This window comes from Paenibacillus sp. FSL K6-1230 (genome assembly GCF_038002385.1).
In the GTDB taxonomy this organism is placed as follows: domain Bacteria; phylum Bacillota; class Bacilli; order Paenibacillales; family Paenibacillaceae; genus Paenibacillus; species Paenibacillus massiliensis.
The window spans coordinates 3,027,548-3,045,588 of record NZ_JBBOCK010000001.1; the positions used below are offsets into that span (position 1 = coordinate 3,027,548).

The 18,041-nt window shown below is 46.1% G+C and carries 17 protein-coding genes; 11 read left to right on the plus strand and 6 right to left on the minus strand.

The features are described from left to right. Positions 1-200: 200 nt before the first annotated feature. Complete coding sequence (locus MKX74_RS13105; RefSeq protein WP_341178678.1) at positions 201-869, plus strand: cyanophycinase; 669 nt, start codon at positions 201-203, stop codon at positions 867-869. Positions 870-897: 28 nt separating this feature from the next. On the opposite strand, the gene MKX74_RS13110 is transcribed toward MKX74_RS13105, so the two are convergent. Continuing rightward, a complete protein-coding gene (locus MKX74_RS13110) occupies positions 898-1,377 on the minus strand; it encodes a GNAT family N-acetyltransferase (protein WP_341178679.1) in 480 nt (159 codons plus the stop codon). A 139-nt stretch (positions 1,378-1,516) separates the two neighbouring features. Then, on the minus strand, positions 1,517-1,858 hold the full coding sequence (locus tag MKX74_RS13115) for a winged helix-turn-helix transcriptional regulator (RefSeq protein ID WP_341178680.1): 342 nt from the start codon (positions 1,856-1,858) through the stop codon (positions 1,517-1,519). A 341-nt stretch (positions 1,859-2,199) separates the two neighbouring features. On the opposite strand from MKX74_RS13115, the gene MKX74_RS13120 reads away from it, so the two are divergent. Continuing rightward, positions 2,200-3,018 (plus strand): carbonic anhydrase, encoded by an 819-nt coding sequence (locus MKX74_RS13120; protein WP_341178681.1) that lies wholly within the window; start codon positions 2,200-2,202, stop codon positions 3,016-3,018. 100 nt (positions 3,019-3,118) lie between these two features. On the opposite strand, the gene MKX74_RS13125 is transcribed toward MKX74_RS13120, so the two are convergent. Then, positions 3,119-3,445, minus strand: a complete 327-nt coding sequence (locus MKX74_RS13125) for a hypothetical protein (protein WP_341178682.1) — start codon at positions 3,443-3,445, stop codon at positions 3,119-3,121. Between the two features lie 201 nt (positions 3,446-3,646). On the opposite strand from MKX74_RS13125, the gene MKX74_RS13130 reads away from it, so the two are divergent. The 4 genes from MKX74_RS13130 (at position 3,647) to MKX74_RS13145 (ending at position 8,899) form a co-directional block, all read left to right on the plus strand. Further along, complete coding sequence (locus MKX74_RS13130) at positions 3,647-4,054, plus strand: MarR family winged helix-turn-helix transcriptional regulator (RefSeq protein WP_028591171.1); 408 nt, start codon at positions 3,647-3,649, stop codon at positions 4,052-4,054. A 78-nt stretch (positions 4,055-4,132) separates the two neighbouring features. Next, on the plus strand, positions 4,133-5,896 hold the full coding sequence (locus MKX74_RS13135) for an ABC transporter ATP-binding protein (protein ID WP_028591172.1): 1,764 nt from the start codon (positions 4,133-4,135) through the stop codon (positions 5,894-5,896). After that, on the plus strand, positions 5,889-7,739 hold the full coding sequence (locus MKX74_RS13140) for an ABC transporter ATP-binding protein (RefSeq protein ID WP_341178683.1): 1,851 nt from the start codon (positions 5,889-5,891) through the stop codon (positions 7,737-7,739). Before MKX74_RS13135 ends, MKX74_RS13140 begins: the two co-directional genes overlap by 8 nt. Positions 7,740-8,149: 410 nt before the next feature. After that, complete coding sequence (locus tag MKX74_RS13145) at positions 8,150-8,899, plus strand: sialate O-acetylesterase (protein WP_341178684.1); 750 nt, start codon at positions 8,150-8,152, stop codon at positions 8,897-8,899. Between the two features lie 103 nt (positions 8,900-9,002). Here the strand turns inward: MKX74_RS13145 and MKX74_RS13150 are convergent, their stop codons facing one another. Continuing rightward, complete coding sequence (locus tag MKX74_RS13150) at positions 9,003-10,154, minus strand: glycoside hydrolase family 88/105 protein (RefSeq protein ID WP_018884516.1); 1,152 nt, start codon at positions 10,152-10,154, stop codon at positions 9,003-9,005. A 132-nt stretch (positions 10,155-10,286) separates the two neighbouring features. Here MKX74_RS13150 and MKX74_RS13155 point away from each other — a divergent pair, with 132 nt between their 5' ends. Then, complete coding sequence (locus tag MKX74_RS13155; protein WP_341178685.1) at positions 10,287-11,123, plus strand: AraC family transcriptional regulator; 837 nt, start codon at positions 10,287-10,289, stop codon at positions 11,121-11,123. A 64-nt stretch (positions 11,124-11,187) separates the two neighbouring features. On the opposite strand, the gene MKX74_RS13160 is transcribed toward MKX74_RS13155, so the two are convergent. After that, a complete protein-coding gene (locus MKX74_RS13160) occupies positions 11,188-11,565 on the minus strand; it encodes a MerR family transcriptional regulator (protein ID WP_341178686.1) in 378 nt (125 codons plus the stop codon). A gap of 133 nt (positions 11,566-11,698) precedes the next feature. Between MKX74_RS13160 and MKX74_RS13165 the strand changes: the two genes are divergently transcribed. Together MKX74_RS13165 and MKX74_RS13170 are read left to right on the plus strand one after the other, a co-directional pair. After that, positions 11,699-12,670, plus strand: a complete 972-nt coding sequence (locus tag MKX74_RS13165; RefSeq protein WP_025678018.1) for an aldo/keto reductase family protein — start codon at positions 11,699-11,701, stop codon at positions 12,668-12,670. Between the two features lie 364 nt (positions 12,671-13,034). Continuing rightward, positions 13,035-13,571 carry a GNAT family N-acetyltransferase gene (locus MKX74_RS13170; RefSeq protein ID WP_341178687.1) on the plus strand — a complete coding sequence of 179 codons (537 nt, stop codon included), beginning with the start codon at positions 13,035-13,037 and terminating at the stop codon, positions 13,569-13,571. Here the strand turns inward: MKX74_RS13170 and MKX74_RS13175 are convergent. After that, the gene (locus MKX74_RS13175) at positions 13,555-14,508 is read right to left on the minus strand and encodes an AraC family transcriptional regulator (protein WP_341178688.1); all 954 of its coding nucleotides are present in this window, start codon (positions 14,506-14,508) and stop codon (positions 13,555-13,557) included. The two genes, MKX74_RS13170 and MKX74_RS13175, sit on opposite strands and share 17 nt — an antisense overlap. 192 nt (positions 14,509-14,700) lie before the next feature. Here MKX74_RS13175 and MKX74_RS13180 point away from each other — a divergent pair, with 192 nt between their 5' ends. Then, positions 14,701-15,738 (plus strand): glycoside hydrolase family 88/105 protein, encoded by a 1,038-nt coding sequence (locus MKX74_RS13180; protein ID WP_341178689.1) that lies wholly within the window; start codon positions 14,701-14,703, stop codon positions 15,736-15,738. 1 nt (position 15,739) lies between these two features. Continuing rightward, entirely contained in the window at positions 15,740-17,905 is a 2,166-nt protein-coding gene (gnpA, locus tag MKX74_RS13185) for a 1,3-beta-galactosyl-N-acetylhexosamine phosphorylase (protein ID WP_341178690.1), read from the plus strand. Positions 17,906-18,041 lie beyond the last annotated feature (136 nt).

Consider the following 18,041-nt stretch of genomic DNA (forward strand, 5'->3'; position numbering starts at 1 on the left):
TAACAGCATCCCCCAGCACAAGCATCGGAGCAGCAGTGGCTTATACCGATGAGTGTGGGAGATGCTTTTTGGGCTAGCTAGCGTGCGAAGCTGTGAGAGCTACCCACGTACGTTTTTTTAATAGGTTTCAATTCCATGTTATGGTAATATAAACGTTAAGAATGGATGAATGTAAATAGTACATATGGAGGTAATTAAGTTTGAAGACTCACTACTATTTCAGTTGGTTTAATGATTTTTTTCCAGAGAAGCTGGTCAAATTGTTGCATGAGGATATAACAGACAGAAAATCGCTTGTTATGATTAGCGCTAATCCGTCTAGTTATACAGGTGAGCAAATTAACATTGATGATATTTCTGAATGGACATGGTTGAATCAGGCTAACATTATTTTTGATGAATATCATTTCATTGATTACCGCATGCAGAAGGAAGATGCCCAGCGATTCATTCAAAACGCTTCTGTCATTTTTTTATGCGGTGGATATCCTGTTTTGCAGAATGATTTTTTGGCGGAATATGAATTATCGGATGCGGTTAAGAACAGCAATGCCGTTATAATGGGTGCCAGCGCCGGCGCGTTAAACATGGCTGCCAAATGGTTAAGCTTGATAAACACTGGCAATGAAGTTGAAACAAGTACTATTTATGATGGTATTGGCTTTGATCATTTTGCCTATGAATCTCATTCTAAACGCGACTATGCTACGTTTGTTCAAGGCTACCTGTTCCCCTTGTCTGAGGAGATTGATGTTTATGCTGCAGAACAGGAGAGCGCTATACGTGTAAAGGACGGCAAAATAGAAATAATGGGTCCTGTATATTTAATTTCCCGCTCAAAGATTCAGAAATTGGTTGAGACGCTCTAATTAGAGTGAGTGGCTGTTCGCTAACACACTAACTTTGAAAAGCTTTTATATACCACGCATCCATAGCAGAGTGTTCAGAACCTGATAGAGGTTCATGTAGTAGTGTAAATCCAAATTTTTCATATAATTTACATGCAGTTTTTAATTCATGGATTGTTTCTAAATAGCACTTTTCATAATGTTTAGAGGCAAATGACAAAGCTGTTTCCATGAGTTTATTGGAAAGCCCTAAACCTTGAACTGTTGGACTTAAGTATAGCTTTTGTAATTCGCATACTTTATCATGTTCGTTAAACGGCGCTATACCAATTCCACCAACAACTTCTCCTTCCATTTCTACTACCCAATAGTTCGCATGTTTTAAATTATTATAATATTGGTGTAGGTCATTAAGTTGAGGGTCAAAATAAGCTGTTCCAGGAATAGCTAATCCAAGTGATTTTAATGAATCTTGTATAATTCCTTTTACTTTTGCATTGTCTTCTTTTGTCATTTCTCGAATAACCATATACGATCTCCTTCAGTCTGTGGTTCGGAATTTCGGTTCGTGATCCGCCGGACAAACGTACACATTTTGCTCGGCGGGTTATTACACCAGTCTACAACTTTATTTTTAAGTCTAATACTCTATTTTCATTCAACAAAATCTATTGAGGTTGATTTTTTACTCCCCACTCGCACAGGTTCTCCAATATTGGCAGTAGCGTCTTCGCTTTATCTGTGAGACTGTACTCTACCTTCGGTGGGACCTGGGGATATTCCTTACGATTCACCAGTCCGTCTGCTTCGAGTTCTTTCAGCTGTGCGCTCAGTGTTCTGTAGGTAATGGCTCCAATTTGCCGCTTGAGGTCATTGAAACGAACAGTTTCGTTCTCGGCCAGCAGATACATAATAACCATCTTCCACTTGCCACCAATCAATGAAATCGTATATCCAAATGGAGTATCCTCAATGTTCTTAACCTTACCTTTATATTCAGCCATACTCATAAGTACACGTCCTTTCGGTTAACCCTCAAAAAAATAATAATGGCAGGCATTAACTCATTCAGTGAAGATCCCTTACTAATATCCTCAAAGAACAAGGGCTTGTCAAAGGGAACTCCTGTATGGGTGTGCTCATATCTGCTTCTCTCCTTATAGTTCGTTATCACCTACATCTACGTGTATATGAACCGCAAAAACGTGATCGACAGTACAGAAGCCATCCACGGTATCATGCGAAAATAATGTTCAATAATGGATGGATAACTAAAAATTTCATGTTCTGCATGACATGGATGGTCAATTCAATCCATTACTTATTTTATTATGGAAAGGGTGCTGAACAGATGAATAAGCTTATGTCTGCAATGCTTGGCTGTGGAGCAGCTGCCTTATTATCATTAAGCGGATGCTCCATTGCTGGGAATGAAAATGTATCAAAAGTGACGCCATTACCGAATCATGAGGCTGTATTACATGCTGAAGCAGGGCATACTAATACTAATGTCAAAGCAGCGGATAGTCATCATTTCTCATATACGGATCAAGAGGAATGGCAGATTGTATCCGGTAACCTTCAATCCCCTATTGATATTCTCACTCAGAATGTGATTCCATATCAAGGCTCAGAAATCCAGTGCAACTATGAAAATATAGGTCACTCCGTCGTTAATAATGGGCATAGCATCCAGGTAGAATTGCAGGGCACCGCTGAAATTGATGATCGAACGTATGAGCTGAAGCAGGTTCATTTCCACGCACAGAGCGAGCATACAATCAACGGTCAGCATTTTCCGGTCGAAGGACATTTTGTTCACACAGCACAGGACGGTAGTACGGCGGTCATAGGTGTGATGCTTGTTGAAGGAAGGGAGAATCAAAGCTTCCAACAAATTCTTGATGCTGCAAAAGAAGCTACGAAGGGAGCCACCAGCATCCCAGTAAAGCAACTGGATTTAAGCCTGCTGCTGCCGAGTAAATTAAGCTATTATCACTACCTGGGCTCGCTCACTACACCTCCGTTAACCGAGCATGTAGAGTGGTATGTCCTAACGGACCCAGTCGAGATCTCGCAGAGACAAATCAATGAATTTAGTCAGTACTACAGTGATAATAATCGCAATACGCAAAGTCTGCAGGGACGTAATGTTTTCATATATGAATAAGGATGCACTTGTTAATTCAACGAACCGATACTATTTCAATAGCGAACTGATTGTCTTGTAACGCATGGTCCTGATTTGTCTTAGCTCAGCCATATTACTGTCAAAGCTCAGTCCAGTGCCAGTCAGACCTCGACCCAAATCCCTCTTGTACCAGTACATCTATCAAATCAGTAGCAGATTTGCGCTGGTCAAGTTGAATCAGATGCAAGCTATTCCATAACGGGAAGTCGCCGTGTTTTTCTGCTGTGATCTTATGGCTGTGATCTTGTGTGTGTAGATGCTGTAGTCCTGCAGCATCTTTTTTTTCGTTATGAAGTCTATAGAACGGAATAGCTTGCTCCTGTAGATAGACTGAATAGGCTCTAGTGTCTGGCTTGGGAATATGGAAGCTCAGTGCAATATAATAGGCGTTATCGAGTGCTATCATTAGGCTCTCCTAGAAGGTGTAAATAGAGTTTCTCTTCCATTTTACTCCTTAAGCTCAGAGAACTGAACAACAGAAATATGTTGTGTCAGTAGTTCCATATTTTCGAATTTGACTTTCCACACTCACAACTCTATTATCTTATAGTATAAGATTTATTACCTTACAGTATGAGATATTAGTAGAGAAGGTGTTGATTGATCCATGGATTATAGAGCAGCTGCTGTGGAATTATTTGAATGTATCGTCCAATCACGAAAACCAGCACTGGAAGAAGGGGGCCATTTTTCTCGTGGCGAGATGGGGATTTTGATTGCCCTTAGCCAGCAGGATGGCGTTACTTCAGGCTATTTGAGTGAATTTTTGTCTGTCAGTACAGGCCGTATAGCTACGGCGCTGAAAAGCCTTGAAAAAAAAGAAATGATTGTAAGGCGTACAGATGATAGTGACAAACGCAAGGTTATCGTGTTCATTACAGATGCAGGTAAGCAATTTATGCTTGATAAATACAATGAAGGTGTTGCGTGGACCGAGAATGTCCTTCGAAAGCTGGACGAACAGGATGCCAAGGAATTCATTCGACTCATCAAGCTCATTGTCGCCAAAGGCTAGCTAGACCCGTGCGTATTGCAGCGTTCTGCTGTACTTCATAAGACATTACAGATTACTAGATCAAAGGAGAGCAACCGAATGCTGAAGATATTCAAACATCTAAAGAAACACGAATGGCTGCTTGTGCTGTGCAGTCTGGTCTTCATCGTTGTGCAGGTCTGGCTGGATCTCAAGCTGCCGGATTACATGGCCGAGATTACAACGAAGCTGCAGACCGCAGGAACGCCAGTATCCGAGCTACTCATTCCCGGAAGCTATATGCTGTTCTGTGCTGTGGGTAGTATGATTGCCTCGATCATCGTAGGCTATTTCGCGGCCCGAGTTGCGGCAGGATTGGCTATGCGCCTGCGTGCAATGGTCTTCGACAAGACCTTATCCTTCTCCATGGAAGAGATGAACAACTTCTCGACAGCAAGCCTGATTACTCGCTCGACGAACGATGTTACCCAGATTCAGACGGTCGTTGCTTTGGGACTTCAGGTCATCATCAAGGCTCCGATTCTGGCTGTGTGGGCCATTGTAAAGATTGCAGATAAAAACTGGCAATGGACCGCTTCTACAGGAGCGGCTGTAGCTGTCCTGATTGTTATGCTGAGTGTCATTGTTATATTTGCGATCCCAAGCTTTCAGAGAATTCAGCGCCTGACTGATAATCTGAACAGGGTCACCCGGGAGCATCTGACCGGACTGCGAGTGGTACGTGCTTATAATGCAGATCAGTATCAGGAAGACAAGTTCCAGCAGGCCAATGTCGAATTAACGAATACCAATCTCTTTGCAAGCCGATTAATGGCTATGATCAGCCCGGGTATGACCTTTATCATGTCCGGTCTGAGTGTCTCTATATACTGGATTGGTGCTTTTTTGATTAATGCTGCGGCTGTGCCTGATCGTATTACACTGTTCTCCAATATGGTCGTGTTCTCATCCTATGCCATGCAGGTCGTCATGGCCTTTATGATGGTGAGCATGATCTTCATCCTGATGCCTCGCGCGTCAATATCTGCCAAGCGGATCATGGAGGTGCTCGATACAGAGTCCAGCATTGTGAACGGACAGGAGACCTCAGGAGCACCGGATGTTACCGGTCAAGTGGAATTTCGCAATGTTAGCTTCAAATATCCAAATGCGGAGGAACCTGTCTTGCGTAATATTAGCTTTACAGCAAGACGTGGTGAGACGGTTGCCTTTATCGGTGCGACGGGCAGTGGTAAGACGAGTGTCATCAATCTGATTCCCCGCTTTTATGATGTCTCTGAAGGAGAAGTGCTCGTGGATGGTGTGAATGTCAAGAGCTACGATCAGCAGGCGCTACATGATAAGATCGGATACGTTCCGCAAAAAGCCGTACTATTCAGTGGTACCGTGGCATCCAACGTATCGTATGGAGTTAACGGCGAAGCTGGAGACTCCGAGGAGCTCGTGAAAGCAGCTGTTGCTATTGCTCAAGGCACGGAGTTCGTGGAGAAAATGGAGGGTAGCTACGAGGGGAACATATCGCAAGGTGGAACCAATGTGTCTGGTGGACAAAAACAGCGCCTGTCCATTGCACGCGCGATCTATCGTCAGCCGGAAATATATATCTTTGATGATTCCTTCTCGGCACTGGATTACAAGACGGACCGTATTCTGCGCTCCGCACTCAAGAAACAAACGAGCCGGGCGACGACGCTTATTGTGGCGCAGCGCATAGGTACGATCAAGGATGCTGATCGCATCATTGTATTGGAGCAGGGAGAGGTTGTAGGGAGCGGTACTCACGAAGAGCTGATGTCAAGCTGCAGCACTTATCAGGAGATTGCGTATTCGCAGCTTTCGAAGGAGGAACTCATACATGGATAAGAACGAACATGCCGTCGACAGCCAGCCTACGAAAATGAAGCAAAATGGCTCCACAGGAAAAGCGCCTGCCATGGGGAACGGAAACGGAGCTAAAGTAAATAATTTCAAAAAAGCCATCGGTCAGCTCATAGCCTACAGCAGAGCCTATGTTCCTATGATTATACTTGCTATGGTCCTGGCTCTAGTCGGCTCAGCCTTTAATGTCATTGGTCCGGATAAGCTTAGCGATGTCACTAACCTCATACAAGAAGGGATAGCTACCCGTGTTGACATCGATGCTGTTCAGCAAATTATGCTTGTCTTGGTTATGTTGTATGGACTTGCTCTGATATTTAACTATGTGCAAGGCTTCATTACCGCTACCATCGCACAACGGATTAGCAAGAAAATGCGAGCAGAGCTGTCCCGGAAAATCAATCGCATTCCCTTGAAGTATTTCGATGGAACGAGCCATGGTAATGTACTAAGCCGCGTAACGAACGATGTCGATACGATCGGCCAGACGCTGAATAACAGTCTGGGTACGCTGGTCAGCGCGCTCGCAACCTTCGTGGGTGCGCTCGTAATGATGCTGTACACGAACTGGATTATGACTGTGACTGGCATTTTAGCGACATTGCTCGGCTTTGCTCTGATGAGCCTAATTATGAAGCATTCACAGAAATACTTTGTAGCACAGCAGGCAGAGTTGGGTCAGATTAATGGTCACATCGAGGAGACGTATACTGGCCACAATGTAGTCAAGGTATACAATGGAGAGCCAGCTGCAAAGGAAGCTTTTCACGACATTAACAGTCGTTTATATACGAATGCATGGAAGTCCCAATTCATGTCCGGGCTCATGATGCCTGTCATGATGTTCATTGGTAACTTTGGCTATGTCGCTGTCTGTGTCGTGGGAGCTGTGCTGGTTAATCAGCAAGTAATCACGCTAGGGACTATTGTAGCCTTCATGGTATATATTCGTCTTTTCACTCAGCCTTTGTCACAGCTAGCACAAGCAGCTACCAACCTGCAATCAGCTGCTGCTGCGAGTGAACGGGTCTTTGAATTCCTTGGAGAAGAAGAGCTGGCTGATGAGCGTGACAAGACATTGAGACTGGATACCGCCAAAGGAGACGTCGAATTCAAGCATGTGCGTTTTGGCTATAATGCAGACCGAATGATTATCAAGGACTTCTCCATGAAGGCTGAGGCTGGTCAAAAAATTGCCATCGTCGGCCCAACAGGCGCCGGCAAGACGACCCTTGTGAACTTACTCATGCGTTTCTATGAGCTGAATGGTGGGGAGATCTACATTGACGGAACACCAATCAGCCAATTAACACGCGACAATATCCATCAATTATTCTGCATGGTGCTGCAGGATACGTGGCTATTTGAAGGGACTATTCGAGATAACATTATCTTTTCCAAAATGAACGTCAGCAATGAACAGGTCGAAGCCGCTTCTAGAGCAGTAGGGCTGCATAGCTTCATTAAGACTTTACCACGAGGCTACGATACGGTACTGGATGATAAAGCCACTCTGTCAGCTGGACAGAAGCAGCTGATTACCATCGCCAGAGCCATGATCGAGGATGCACCGATGCTCATTCTGGATGAAGCAACTAGCTCGGTCGATACGCGTACCGAATTGTTGATTCAGCAAGCGATGGACCAGCTCACTGTAGGCAAGACTTCCTTTGTCATTGCTCACCGGCTGTCTACGATCAAGAATGCCGATGTGATTCTCGTTATGAAGGACGGGGACATCATTGAGATGGGGAATCATGTGGAGCTGCTGGCGAAGGGCGGATTTTATGCCGATCTGTACAATAGCCAATTTGAGCAAGCATCCTGAAGTGGTACAAAAGCAACCATCCTAAAGTAATGCAAGTCCACTAGTTCTCATAAGCACTGCTATACAAGACATGTCTGGAGATGATCCTGGACATGTCTTTTGTATTTCACATCGAATCTCTTTAACAGCAAGTTAAACTCAGACCAATAAGGGAAATCCAGCATCCTGCGTCACTCCATTTCCCATTCTGAACTCCAGACGACATCCAACAATTGTCCATCTGGATCTTGAAGATACCCAGCATTTATGAACTTGATTGTAAAAAACGGACAATGGGCATAGGAAATGTCATGTAAATCTAGTATGCTTTGCTGGATAGCGTGTGTACGCATAGCTTCATAGGATCTGCTACTAGTACATAGGTGTGTCTATACAAAATTTGAATTGTCACTTTGAAGGAGTGGACTTGAATGCAGACAGATATGGATCTGGTGCTCTTTGCTGGACAAAGTAATATGGCAGGGCGGGGCTCTAGTAAGGATGCCCCAGCAGTGGAAGAGGGAGGAGGCTATGAGTTTCGGGCCATTAGTGATCCTACCGTGCTGCATCCCATTGCCGAGCCGTTTGGCGTGAACGAGAACAAGCCGGGTGGAATCAACGAGGAAGGGATGAAGACAGGCTCATTGGTCAGTGCGCTGGTTAAGGCTTATCATGAGCGGACAGGGCGAATCATAGTTGGTGTGTCCGCTTCCAAGGGGGGAACGGAGATCAGTGAGTGGCAAAAGGATGGCATATTATTACCCGACGCCATGGAGCGCTTCAGGACAGCCGAAGCCTGGTTAACCGACAATGGCTACAGCATTGGAAATCGCTGGATGATCTGGTGCCAGGGAGAGACAGATGGGGACCGGCACACAAGCAAGGCGGATTATAAAGCAAGGCTGGCCTCACTGCTCAGTGAGGTGCAGGCCATTGGAATCCAGCATACTTTCCTGATCCGAATCGGGAATCACCGTGATGATCACATGCGATATACGAGCATCATTCAAGCACAGACAGAGTTCTGTGAGACAGCATCAGAGATTACACTAATTGCTACTGCATTCGATCAAATGGCAAGCGAAGGACTCATGCACGATGAGTTTCATTACACTCAGACCGGTTATAACAAATGCGGTACACAGGCAGGGATCAATCTGGCTGACTGGCAAATGAAATGAAGGCAGTCGATCAGAACGATCAACTGCCTTGGGACACAGAGCTTAAGGAGGGGCTAATCCAATAGGTAACATAACACGCTACGAAAAATACGTACTTCGTTAATCAAGATACAGGCTGCTCCGAAAGCTGTTCTGCAAGGCTCATCTCAGCACACATGAGAATGAAGGCGCCTGCTCCATGCAGATCATTCTCGCTCGTAGGCCGGGCAATATAGTGAGCGTAGTCGCCAATCCCTGTACCGATGCAGATATGACCGATCACGACATGACCCTGGTCATCGAAGTTAAGGGTATTAATCACGCCTTGGTAGCCTTTCCAGGCATACTTCAGGTACTCGGCATCCAGATAGCCCAGACGAACTGCTTTGGCGATAGCATGAACGAACAGGGCTGTACAGGAGCTTTCGAGCCAATTATCCGGTCTGTCTCCCTTGTCGATGACCTGATACCATAGACCTGAATCAGCATCCTGATATCGTGTCAGGCTAATAAGTAGATCCTGCAGGATGGCTGTAAGCTTGGCTTTATCCTTGTGATCCTCAGGCAGATGCTCGAACATTTCAAGCAAGGCAACAGGATACCACCCGATCGCGCGTCCCCAGAACTCCGGAGCGAGACCAGTCACGGGATCAGCCCATTTGGCGGCCTTGGTCTCATCCCAGCCGTGATACAGCAAGCCCGTATTCGGATCTTTGGTATGCTCAGCCATCAGAAGGGCTTGGTAGGTCATGAGATCAAAATATTCACTAGCCCCGAAGGTTTCGCCGAATTGGACAGCGATCGGTCCAGCCATATATAGACCATCCAGCCACATTTGATTCGGGTAATGCTCCTTGTGCCAGAAGCCTCCAGATGGATTGGTTTTCCACGATTTCAGAAGAGGGACAAGCTCGAACAGGGCTTTCTTATAGCGCTCATCACCGGTCTGCTCATACAGGTTGAACAGCAATACCCCTGGCTGTATATCATCCAATTCGGTAGACTTGTACAGCTTGATGCTTCCATCCTCTTGTACCTGACTGTCTACCCACCGTTTGATATAGGTGTAGTACTCATCCTTGCCGTTGATCTTCCAGCATTTTTCCATGCCAGATAAAAAAACGCCTTGATGATAATGGAACCGATCTGGCGGAAGTAATTCCGGCTCAAATTTGGCCATGAGTGCCTCACAGGCCTTCTCGGCCCATTGGATCGGGGTAAAGGTTGATTGTACATTTGTGGTCTGGTTGGATTCGGATGTGTTCACCGCATTCATTCCTCCTAATTATGTTCTGATCCTAACGTAGCACAATAATATGTACAGTTTATGCGATAATAAGCAATTTCTTCTTATATCTTGCAGTAATGAAGCTGTTGAGTACAATAAAAAGGGAGAGGAGGACGCAACATGAACGAGTTATATTATGACAATGCGGAGGGGACCTTCTCCGTATCCTACCGGAAGATGATGAGCCATCATATGCCAGCCAATCATTTTCACAGTACATACGAGATCTTCTTTTTATTATCAGGCAAGCGGGAATTCTTCATTAAGGATCGCACATGGGTCATCCATGAAGGGGATATCGTCATTATCCCTCCGAACACATTGCATCGGACCACCAACGCGGCCATCATGCCCAATCATGAGCGGCTTGTCGTAAACATACATGAACGCCTCATCCGAATGATGGATGATCCTCAAGCTGTGCTGCAGCCCTTGTTTGAGCGGGAATACATCATTGTGAAAAATCCTCCACACCTACGCACATCTATGGAAGCGCTGGCATTTGGAGTAGCACAAGAAATCCATGATCAAAACCCCGGCTTTGAGATGTACGCACAGACGCTGGCTCTGCAGCTCCTGATTATGTGCTGCCGTAATAGCAATCAGGTCAGCATGGAGCCAGTCGAATCGTCGAGCCCTATGCTGGAGCGAATGTCCGAAGTCGTCCGCTATATCAACGAGCATTACAGGCAGCGAATGTCATTGGATTCACTGTCGGATACCTTTTTTATCAGTCCATATTATCTGAGCCGCTTTTTTAAGGAAGCAACCGGCTTCACGTTCGTGGAATACTTGAATAGCGTTCGGGTAAAGGAAGCCAAGAAGCTGCTGGAGCAGACCACGCTAAAGGTTAATCTGATCGCCAAGAAGGTAGGCTTCGGCAGTGTGACTCATTTCGGAAGAGTGTTCAGGATGGTGACGGGTCATCCTCCGTTATATTTTCGCAAGAGAAGGTAGTGTTCGAGGACTCGTCACTCATAACACTCATAGATGTTTGCCAGCAAAAACATTGTTATACCCATTATGGTCTGTCTATGTGAAAGATCCCAATCTCATTGTAATGGGCGAGCTTATAGTCGACCGTGGCAAGGCTGCGATGAAGCAGGTCCATCTGCTTCAAGATATGCTCTCTATGCTGCGTCAGCAGCTCACGCCTTTGCTCACTAGTGGAGGAATCGCTCATGCAGAGCATCATGAATGCTTTGATATCATCGAGTGACATGCCGCTGTCTCTGAGGCAGCACACTAGCTCCAGCCAGGAAATATCGGTCTCCGAATATTTGCGTGTACCATAATCTGTCTTCTTCAGCATAGGCATTAGACCCATCTTGTCATAATAGCGCAAGGTAGACGGCGGTAATTGGGTACGTTCGGCAACTTCCTTGATGGATAGCTCCACTGCAATTTTCCTCCCACAAAATAAATGATTGGACTTGACTTAAACCCAAGTTTAACTATTATTCTAGGTTTGATCAATAGAGCGCTTCCAATTATGGATAGCTGAAATATCATCAAATGAAGGAGTGAGTGTGTTGAAGTACAGAAGACTGGGCAGAAGCGGGTTAAAAGTAAGCGAAATCGGGCTGGGCAGCTGGCTCACCTATGGATCGGCTACCTCAGAGCAAGCCGCACGGGCCTGTATTGAGAAAGCCTATGAGTTGGGTATCAACCTGTTCGATACGTCCAATTCCTATCCTGGGGCAGAGGAGGTCGTCGGCCATGCCTTAAGAGCGTATCCCAGAAGTCGTTATGTACTGGCTACCAAGGTATTCTTCCCTCAAGGTGAGGGGCCGAATGAGCGGGGCCTATCGCGCAAGCACATTATGGAGCAATGCGAAGCCAGCTTGAAGCGATTAGGGACCGATTATATTGACTTGTATCAGTGCCACCGATTTGACAACGATACGCCTATGGATGAGACACTGCGAGCGCTTGATGACCTGCAGACACAAGGGAAAATATTGTACGCCGGGGTTAGCGAATGGACAGCAGAGCAAATCGCCGAGGCATCGGGCATCAGCACCCGACTGAATATGCGTCCGCTAATCTCCAATCAGCCAATCTACAACATGTTCGAACGATACATTGAGAAGGACAGCATTATTGAGCAATGTGAGAAGGATGGGCTGGGGCTGATTGTATTCTCGCCACTTGCTCAGGGAATTCTCACGGGTAAGTATACACCCGGGGGACAGATTCCTGCAGGCAGCAGGGCCGCGAATAATCAGACCAATGGGGTCATTAACAGCTATTTGCGAGAAGATGTGCTTGAGTGCACCGTTGCGCTTTCGCAATTGGCGGCTGAGGTCGGCTGCTCACTTTCACAATTTGCCTTGGCATGGGTACTGCGCCAGTCTGTTGTAAGCTCAGCCATTATTGGCTCCAGTCGCCCTGAGCAGATTGAAGAGAACATTAAAGCGATCGAGCTGGAGCTGACTGCTGATATCCTGGCAAAGACAGAGAACATTTTATCCAGCATTAGCCATTTCGCACCCATGAGGTAATATAGACGTTGTCTGAGCTCAACCGACTACCGTTTTGCAGGATGACGTCAGATTACTACAGAGAATCTATCGAGAATCCCGTTTTTGCCTCTAACGAGAGCAGAACGGGATTTTTGATCATGAATTGAATAGAGTCAATATTGTTGTAAATGCAACAATAATTATGATAATATAACAGAGGGCTATACGGTGTAATGTAACGTTCATTATCCTTGAATTTATGCCGTCCAAGTGATTACCAGTCTGCTAGTAGCTTTACTTTATTGAAATGATTTACAGAGCGGCTCGGCTCACATGGATCTAGCCCATTTATCTGGTATAAATCCGATCACAAAACTATAGTATAGAGGAGCTTGAGCTCAAGATGAGTATTGAATTGAAGAAGTGCAGCATAGAGGACGTAGAGCTACTGCGAAAAATAAGCATCGAGACCTTCCGTGAGACATTTGAGGATCAGAATTCACCTGAGCAGATGAGGGCTTATCTGGACAGAGCATTTAGCACCAGGCAGCTGGAACAGGAATTGTCCAATCCCTGTTCGGAGTTCTTTATTATCTATATCCAAGCAGAGCCTGCCGGGTATCTAAAGGTAAACGTGAATGATGCCCAATCGGAACCCATGGGTGAAGATTCCCTAGAGATTGAGAGGATCTATGTGAGGGCCCAATTTCAGAAGCAGGGGCTTGGACAACATTTATTCAATAAGGCTATGGAAATAGCCACTTCCCACAACAAGTCCAAGATTTGGCTGGGTGTGTGGGAGAAAAATCTGAACGCTATTGAGTTCTACCAGCGATTGGGCTTTGTCCAGACGGGAACCCACAGCTTCTACATGGGTGAGGAGGAACAAATGGACTGGATCATGACCAACAACACCATTGTTCCTAGACCCAGCCTGTAAATTCAAGGATCGAGGCTTTGGCGGACTGAAGCTCGGAATGCGCAGCTTTTTTACGCCAGGCCTTGGGTGATTCGCCTAATAGCTTATAGAAGCAGCGATTGAAGCTGGATATGGATCGGAAGCCTACCTGCTCCGAGATCGAGAGGATAGACCGCTCTGTGCTCTTGAGGAGCTTACAGGCTTCTTCGATACGTGTACTGTTGACAAAATCAAGAGGGGACGCGCCCATAATTTCAGAGAATTTTCTTCTAAAATGAGTAGTGCTCAAATGGCACAGGCTTGCCAATGTCTCGATAGTAATGGGGGTCATATAATAATTCGAAATATACTCCAGCACAGGCGACAGAACCATTGCCCCCTTGGAATGCTGAAAGTCCGGGTCAGAGTCTGCTTCATTCCCCAGCTTATTCCCCTGCGAATATAATCGGATTAGCTCGGTATAGAGAGCCAGCAATAGACCATAGGCTGTCTGCTCATAATGAATACTTTTCTCCTCCAATACCTCCACCGCCGAAGTAACCAAAGTATATATTAACGGGTAACGATCCTTACTTAAAATCAAGCTGTCGTGCCTTACATTAGGTAGGGCAGGAACAGAAGCGGAGGAAGCGTTGTCAAATACAGACTTGAATAGCTCCTCTGGTGAGAAGAATAGATATGACCAACGGCTGGCCTCATGAGGTGAGCTGTAGGTTGTATGTGGCAAGTACCGTGGCATACAGGTTACGTCGCCTGCCTTGAAGGACACAGAGGTATCCCCGATATCCATAAATCCACTATCTGAATGACATACACCGATCTCCAGATGATTGTGAAAGTGAAGGTGCTCGCTTTTGCGATCGGATATTCTCCAGCGTTCACCGCTTAGAAGTAATACGGGAAAATCAATTGGCATGCTGTAGTGACGATATTCAATAACGGTTTTTGTTCTTCCCATTACGATTTCTCCTTACTTGCCATGTATGCTTTAGATTATATAGCAGCTGGCAGGTAGCATTCAAATCTATATAGATCATAAATGATTGAAAATGCGCAGTTTTTAGACGAATCTGCTTAGATTAGCTTATTTTAACGAGTTACACTTATGGAAGAAAGCGCTTTATAATGATGCTGTGAGGAGAGATCAGGTATGGGACTGAGTATCGAATATGATAAGGGGCACATTCTGAAGGTCATTGATCAGGTTGTGGATAAGACGTTGTCTATGGATCTGACATGGGACTGGCCCTGTGGAGTAGCCTATTATGGGGTATCGAGAGCCTATCAAATCACTGGCAATGAGTCATATCTGGAGCGATTGAAGCAATTTGCGGATGAATATATTGAGAACGGTCTGCCCGATTGGACGGTAAATACCTGTGCGATGGGACATATGCTCCTGACGCTATACGAGGAGACTGGCGAGCAGATCTATTGGGATATCGTAATGAAGAAGATTAATTACATCCAGAACGATGCCTTGCGTTTTGCAGATCGGGTGCTACAGCATACCGTGTCTGCGAACAATGATTTTCCAGAGCAGGCTTGGGCAGACACCCTGTTCATGGCAGCGTTTTTCTTGCTACGCGTAGGAAGCAAGCTGGGTGACAAGGACATGATTGAGGATGCGTTAAATCAATATTATTGGCATATCAAATACCTTCAGAACCCCACAACGGGCCTTTGGTACCATGGGTACAATCATGTCAACCGGGACCATATGTCAGGTATGTACTGGGGAAGAGCTAATGCATGGGGAGCGTATACCATGTCCCAGGTCAAGAAGCTGCTGAAGGATTGGTACCTCTACCCGCAATGCATGGATGTGGAATGTGCGCTCCGGGATCAATTGGCGGCGCTCAAGACCCTTCAGACGGAGAATGGCTTATGGCGGACTGTACTGGACGATGAGGAGGCTTATGAAGAGACCTCGGCTTCCAGTGGTATTGCAGCTGCCATGATCAATAACGGGAATCCCCTGCATGCCAAATACGTGCAAAAGGCGCTTCAAGGCATATTGGGACAGATCAGCGAGGATGGACGTGTACTGGGTGTCTCCGGTGGCACGGCTGTAATGAATAATCGAGAAGGCTACCGCAGTATCTCCAAGGATTGGATTCAGGGCTGGGGTCAAGGACTGTCACTGGCATTTCTGTGCGATATGATTCAGGCGAAAGGGGAGAAATAGGATGACAGCGACACGCAAAGGCGGCTTTACCCTGCCGGGTGAATCTGGCTACGAAGCATTGACGCTCCAGCTTGCTGAGAAATGGGGTGCAGACGTCATTCGTGATAGTGACGGTACACAGCTATCGGATGAGATTATTAATGCTGGCTACGACATTTATTCCACCATCTGCATCATTCGTGATCATAATGAGTGGGCTGCTCGCAATCGCGACAAGCTACAGCAGAGCTTTCTGATTACCCAGCCGAAGGTTGCGGTACAGAACTATCTGTCCATCTACCTTATGGAGGATTTCTTTGCCGAGCAATTCCAGGTCAATGACACCGACGACGCACTCAAATACTGGCAGGTGTATGACCGTACGACCAATACAGAGGTGGCGCGCGAGCTGTGGCATTATGACAGGGAGAGCGGTAATGTGGTCATATCGGGCATCACACCGTGGCACAAGTATACCGTCAGCTTCCTGGCATACCGTATCTGGGAAGAAATCTCGATGTACAACCATACAACGAACAATTGGCAAAAAGAGCATCTGATGCAGATTGATCCGATGTATGAGCAGACTCAGACCTACTTGCTGGATTGGATGGAGAACTGGTGCCTATCTCACAAGGAGACCAATGTAGTCCGGTTCACCTCCATGTTCTATAATTTTGTATGGATCTGGGGAAGTGACGAGAGAAATCGACATCTATTCACGGACTGGGGCTCCTATGATTTTACCGTAAGTGTCCGTGCACTTCAGCTCTTCGAGGACAAGTATGGCTACAGCATGACAGCTGAAGACTTTGTAAATGGTGGACATTATCGTGTCAGTCACATTCCTGCGGGCCAACGCAAGCTGGACTGGATGGCCTTTATTAATGATTTTGTCATTGATTTTGGTAAGCAACTGATCGATATCGTCCATAAGCATGGCAAGCTCGCATATGTCTTTTATGATGATAGCTGGGTAGGAATCGAGCCGTATAACGAGCGCTTTGAGGAATTCGGATTCGATGGACTGATTAAATGCGTATTCTCAGGCTATGAAGCAAGACTGTGCTCTGGGGTGAAAGTAGACACGCACGAAATCCGGCTGCACCCCTACTTGTTCCCTGTGGGCCTGGGTGGAGCACCGACCTTTGCCGAGGGCGGGAACCCGACACTGGATGCCAAGCAATACTGGATCAACATCCGGCGCGCATTGCTGAGAGAGCCGATAGATCGGATTGGACTCGGCGGTTATCTGCATCTGGTTGAACCGTATCCGGATTTCTGCGATTACATTGAGAAGATTGCCGATGAATTCAGAGAAATCAAGCAGCTTCATGAGTATGGCAAGCCTTATCAAATCCAGACGAAAGTTGCCGTTCTCCACAGCTGGGGGAATCTGAGAGCGTGGACGTTGTCTGGCCACTTCCATGAGACTTATATGCACGATCTGATCCATGTTAATGAAGCACTGGCTGGATTACCAGTAGAAGTGCGCTTCATCCACTTTGATGATATCCGTGCAGGTGTCCTTCAGGAGGTCGATGTCATCATTAATGCTGGCTTTGCAGGCTCGGCCTGGAGCGGAGGACAGCACTGGCAAGATTCGCAAGTCGTTGAGCTACTGACACAGTGGGTGCATGAGGGCGGTACATTTATCGGCATTCATCAGCCTTCTGCTGTGGAGGGATTCGATAGCTTTTTCCGAATGGCGCATGTACTGGGCGTGGATGAAGACAGAGGTTCACGGGTTAGTCATGGAAAATGGGCTTACGAGACCGTAAATGCTGCAGGCTTGATCCCGGAAGGGGCTTACGTTACTCCAAAAGGCAATGTTCATTTGACCAATGGAGACGCCCAAGTGGTGCTGGAGCAAGACGGACAGATTGCGCTGTCAGTTCATAGCTTCGGGAAAGGGAAGGGGATCTACCTGTCTTCCTTCGAATTCAGCTTCGTTAATACAAGATTGCTATTCAATCTTATTCGTTATGCAAGTAATGAGGATCAGGACAATCTCTATATCCCCGATAATGTAAATACGGAATGTGCATATTATCCAGATAGCGGAATGCTCGTAGTCATTAATAATAGCGATCAGCCGCAAGAGACCTCCATTCCTACAGAGAATGGAACGTTAAGCTATAGCATTGAGCCGTTCGATACGATCATTAAGGGTATTCGGGGCGTATAACTCACGCTGATGCTCTTCTTGGATGTTGCTTCAAAGAAATATGCACCTCTAGAATCTTATGATTTTTGATCCCGGAGGTACATTGTGATATGGATTAGAATGAAGTTAGAAGTCGCTGAAATAGCGGCTTCTTCTT

Bases quoted from the DNA above. Each gene is read 5' to 3' on its own strand.
- MKX74_RS13135 (WP_028591172.1), top strand. From the start codon at position 4,133: ATGCTGAAGATATTCAAACATCTAAAGAAACACGAATGGCTGCTTGTG.
- MKX74_RS13115 (WP_341178680.1), bottom strand. From the start codon at position 1,858: ATGAGTATGGCTGAATATAAAGGTAAGGTTAAGAACATTGAGGATACT.
- MKX74_RS13180 (WP_341178689.1), top strand. From the start codon at position 14,701: ATGGGACTGAGTATCGAATATGATAAGGGGCACATTCTGAAGGTCATT.
- MKX74_RS13120 (WP_341178681.1), top strand. From the start codon at position 2,200: ATGAATAAGCTTATGTCTGCAATGCTTGGCTGTGGAGCAGCTGCCTTA.
- MKX74_RS13110 (WP_341178679.1), bottom strand. From the start codon at position 1,377: ATGGTTATTCGAGAAATGACAAAAGAAGACAATGCAAAAGTAAAAGGA.
- MKX74_RS13175 (WP_341178688.1), bottom strand. From the start codon at position 14,508: ATGGGAAGAACAAAAACCGTTATTGAATATCGTCACTACAGCATGCCA.
- MKX74_RS13150 (WP_018884516.1), bottom strand. From the start codon at position 10,154: ATGAATGCGGTGAACACATCCGAATCCAACCAGACCACAAATGTACAA.
- MKX74_RS13125 (WP_341178682.1), bottom strand. From the start codon at position 3,445: ATGATAGCACTCGATAACGCCTATTATATTGCACTGAGCTTCCATATT.
- MKX74_RS13130 (WP_028591171.1), top strand. From the start codon at position 3,647: ATGGATTATAGAGCAGCTGCTGTGGAATTATTTGAATGTATCGTCCAA.
- MKX74_RS13170 (WP_341178687.1), top strand. From the start codon at position 13,035: ATGAGTATTGAATTGAAGAAGTGCAGCATAGAGGACGTAGAGCTACTG.
- MKX74_RS13140 (WP_341178683.1), top strand. From the start codon at position 5,889: ATGGATAAGAACGAACATGCCGTCGACAGCCAGCCTACGAAAATGAAG.
- gnpA (WP_341178690.1), top strand. From the start codon at position 15,740: ATGACAGCGACACGCAAAGGCGGCTTTACCCTGCCGGGTGAATCTGGC.
- MKX74_RS13145 (WP_341178684.1), top strand. From the start codon at position 8,150: ATGCAGACAGATATGGATCTGGTGCTCTTTGCTGGACAAAGTAATATG.
- MKX74_RS13155 (WP_341178685.1), top strand. From the start codon at position 10,287: ATGAACGAGTTATATTATGACAATGCGGAGGGGACCTTCTCCGTATCC.